We start from the raw sequence: 3071 nt of genomic DNA on the forward strand, positions 1-3071 counted from the left end.
GCCTCCAACCACACTCAACTCTGAAGAGCCGCTTAACCGACCCAATGGCATACGCCGGAACACTGCCGCACACCATGGCACCTGCCAGCAGTACCGTGCCGCCAGCCTGGATAACCCGCCTCGTAGGGCGAGCAAATAATTGTCGAAGCATCATAGCTCCTTCACGAACAGAGGGGAGGCACAATCTTTGTGCACCCCAATGAGTAGAACGTTCTCAGCGTATCAAAAATCCTAACCTTCAGGTAGAGATTTAGAGAATATGCAATGGGGTGAAAACAAAAGAATGGGGCGGGTTCCCGATAAGGAACCCGCCCCACACTTGCGTCTTAGTGCTGTGCCGCCAGCTGCTCGCGGATACGCGCCACCGTCGCCGCATCCGTCGTATTCTCACCCAGCAGATTCGGCTTACCCGCGCCGTGATAATCACTCGAACCCGTCACCAGCACCTCACGGCCCGCAGCACGCTGACGCTCAATAAACTCCAGCAGGCGCGCCCGGTCTTCCGCGGAGTTCTCGCGGTGGTGCACCTCCACACCCGCTAGACCAGCCTCCACCATCAAACCCAGGTACTCCAGGCTCAACGCAGGCCCACGCATCGTACTCATCGGATGCGCAATCACCGGCACGCCCCCAGCCTCACGCACCAGACGCACCGCCTCCAGCGGGTCCAGCGCGTCCTGCGGCACATAGTAGGGGCTGCCCGTGTACAGCAGCTTCGCGAAAGCCTCAGAACGGTCAGCAACCACGCCAGCGGCAACCAGCGCGTCAGCAATATGGGGGCGGCCCACCGCCGTGTTCCCCTCCCCCACCTGCGCCAACACGTCGTCCCAGGTTAGCGGGTAGTCGGCGGCAAGACGCTGCACAATAGCCTGCGCGCGGCCCTTACGGCTGGCGCGAATCGCCTCCACACGGCGCGCCAACTCTGAACCCACCGGGTCAAAACCATAAGCGAGCAGGTGAATGGTCTTCGTGCGTGAGCGACCCTCACCGTCGGTGTAACGGTAACGGCAGGAGAACTCGGCACCCGGCAGAAAATCCAGACCGTGCTCATCCGCCAGCTGAGCCGCCTGTGCCCACCCAGCCGTCGTATCGTGATCAGTCAGCGCGAATCCCGCCAACCCGGTGCGAGCAATCAGCGGCACCAGCTCAGTCAGGCTCTGCGTGCCGTCAGAAATAGCGGAGTGAATATGCAGGTCGTAGCGCCCGGCAGGGTTCTGGTTTTCAGGCGCGCCCAATTCAGCGGGCTGCGGTGCCTGCTTCGCATGAGGTGCACTGTTCCGGTGTTCTGTGTGCGTCATATTCTCTCCTTCCCCGCCCCTGCTAGTTCGTCGCCACCTCAGCGGGGTTTTAAGGCATGTCATCTACTCTTCTGATTCAACCCTACCAATATCGGCGGCGCAATATCGGGCACCCGGTCGCAGGTCAAAGATATATTCTGACCCACCGCACCCTCTCTTATGGTCAAAAGCGCTAAAACACCTGCCCACCTGTGGTGAAGGCGATATGATTAACCCATGACTGAGAACAACGAGAAGAGCACCGAAGCTCAGAAGACTGACCACCGCAGCACCCCCAAGGCGTCTGCGTTCACCGAATTCATTGCCGCAAACTGGGCACCTGCCGAAGATGACGGCTACACCCGCGAGCCCGTAGCAGACTACGCAGCTGAGCGCCGCGCCAAGATCTCCAAGGCATTCCCCGGCGAGCGCCTCGTCCTGCCCGCAGGCCCGCTGAAGGTCCGCTCCAACGACTGCGACTACCGCTTCCGCCCCCACTCGGCGTTTGCGCACCAGACCGGTCTGGGCATCGACCACGAGCCCGACGCCGTGCTGGTCTTCGAGCCCGTCGAAGAGGGCACCGGCGACAACGGTTCCAACCACGAAGTAACCCTGTACTTCCGCCCGCTGGCTGGCCGCGACACCGCAGAGTTCTACGCGGATGCACGTTACGGCGAGTTCTGGGTTGGCCCCCGCCCCACCCTGAAGGAGTTCTCCGAGCGTTACGGTCTGCGTACCCGCGACCTGTCCGAGCTTGAGGTTGCTATCACCAAGAACGCCGGCAACCAGGGCCTGGGCGGCGTGAACATCCGCCTGGTCCGCAACGTTGACCCGGCTGTTGACGCGCTGGTTGACACCTCCCGCTACAACACCGGCGTGGAGCTGGAGCAGGCTGACAAGCTGGACTCCGAGCTTGCCGTGGCTCTCTCCGAGGCTCGCCTGATCAAGGACGCTATCGAGGTTGAGAACCTGCAGCGTTCCGTTGACCTGACCGTCAAGGGCTTCGAAGAGGTCGTGCGCGAGCTGCCTAAGGCTGTTGCGCACCACCGCGGCGAGCGCGTCGTTGAGACCGCGTTCTTCTCCGTGGCACGTACCGACGGTAACGACCTGGGCTACGACACCATCGCAGCGTGCGGTAACAACGCAACCATCCTGCACTGGATCCGTAACAACGGCACCGTCGATGACGGCAAGCTGCTGCTGCTGGACGCAGGCGTTGAGGACGACACCCTGTACACCGCAGACGTGACCCGCACCTTCCCCGTGAACGGTAAGTTCACCGAGGTTCAGGCGAAGGTCTACAACGCTGTGCTGGACGCAGCTGACGCCGCGTTCGAGGTGGCTAAGCCGGGCCGTAAGTTCCACGAGATTCACGACGCCGCGATGGAGGTTCTGGCTCACCGTCTGGAAGAGTGGGGCCTGCTGCCGGTTTCTGCCGAGGTTTCCCTCACCATTGAGGGCGGTCAGCACCGCCGCTGGATGCCGCACGGCACCAGCCACCACCTGGGCCTGGACGTGCACGACTGCGCGCAGGCTAAGGCTGAACTGTACATGTGGGCTGAGCTGGAGCCGGGCATGGTCTTCACCATTGAGCCGGCGCTGTACTTCAAGGAAGAGGACATGTCCATTCCCGAGGAGTACCGCGGTATCGGTATCCGCCTGGAGGACGACGTGCTCTGCACCGAGGACGGCAACGTGAACATGTCCGCTGCCCTGCCCCGCACCGTTGAGGGCATTGAGGAGTGGATGGCGAAGCTGGCGAAGTAACGCCTAGCCCCCCCCCCCCCCCCCCCC

General features: G+C 62.4%; 2 protein-coding genes. One reads left to right on the forward strand and one right to left on the reverse strand.

Going from position 1 to position 3071, the window contains the following annotated elements:
• Nucleotides 1-326: 326 nt before the first annotated feature.
• Nucleotides 327-1298, reverse strand: coding sequence for a PHP domain-containing protein (locus HMPREF2884_RS05595; RefSeq protein WP_080975582.1), 972 nt, complete (start codon nucleotides 1296-1298; stop codon nucleotides 327-329).
• Nucleotides 1299-1514: 216 nt separating this feature from the next.
• Here HMPREF2884_RS05595 and HMPREF2884_RS05600 point away from each other — a divergent pair, with 216 nt between their 5' ends.
• Complete coding sequence (locus HMPREF2884_RS05600; RefSeq protein ID WP_070616223.1) at nucleotides 1515-3044, forward strand: aminopeptidase P family protein; 1530 nt, start codon at nucleotides 1515-1517, stop codon at nucleotides 3042-3044.
• The last annotated feature ends 27 nt before the right edge of the window (nucleotides 3045-3071 follow it).

Source organism: Rothia sp. HMSC073B08, assembly GCF_001812975.1.
In the GTDB taxonomy this organism is placed as follows: Bacteria; Actinomycetota; Actinomycetes; order Actinomycetales; family Micrococcaceae; genus Rothia; species Rothia mucilaginosa.

What these genes read in the sequence shown, in the direction of transcription:
- HMPREF2884_RS05595 (WP_080975582.1), bottom strand. Translation starts at nt 1,298, where the DNA reads ATGACGCACACAGAACACCGGAACAGTGCACCTCATGCGAAGCAGGCA.
- HMPREF2884_RS05600 (WP_070616223.1), top strand. Translation starts at nt 1,515, where the DNA reads ATGACTGAGAACAACGAGAAGAGCACCGAAGCTCAGAAGACTGACCAC.